Origin of the sequence: Pantoea sp. SIMBA_079 (assembly GCF_046940275.1) — a bacterium.
GTDB lineage: Bacteria > Pseudomonadota > Gammaproteobacteria > Enterobacterales > Enterobacteriaceae > Pantoea > Pantoea borealis.
In genome coordinates this window covers 1-273 of record NZ_JAWRYR010000301.1, presented here as the reverse complement: position 1 = coordinate 273, position 273 = coordinate 1, and the positions used below count along the sequence as shown (strand labels likewise).

At 64.1% G+C, this 273-nt stretch carries 1 protein-coding gene; it reads left to right on the top strand.

The features are described from left to right. Positions 1–20: 20 nt before the first annotated feature. Positions 21–273: hypothetical protein (locus SB719_RS20115; protein WP_412159733.1), on the top strand; the 253-nt coding region annotated here is incomplete at its 3' end.

Below are 273 nucleotides of genomic sequence, written 5' to 3'. Positions count from 1 at the left end.
CGTATGAGGTACGCACTGCCGTGCTCACCGTGACCGAGCTGCGCGCTCTGCCCACACCTCCGGTACCGGAGGACCACGGGATCTGGAAGGACATCCCTGATGACCTCGACGACCCCATCGCAACCGGTGAACTGGTCGAGATCGCGAACGGTGACCGCTTCTTCACCAAGCTCCTTCCCCAGAAGGACATTCACGTTACGGTCAACCGCCGTCCGGTAACCGTCCGCGGGGCCTCGCAGACCGGGCTGTCGATCAAGGAGAGCGCGATCGCCC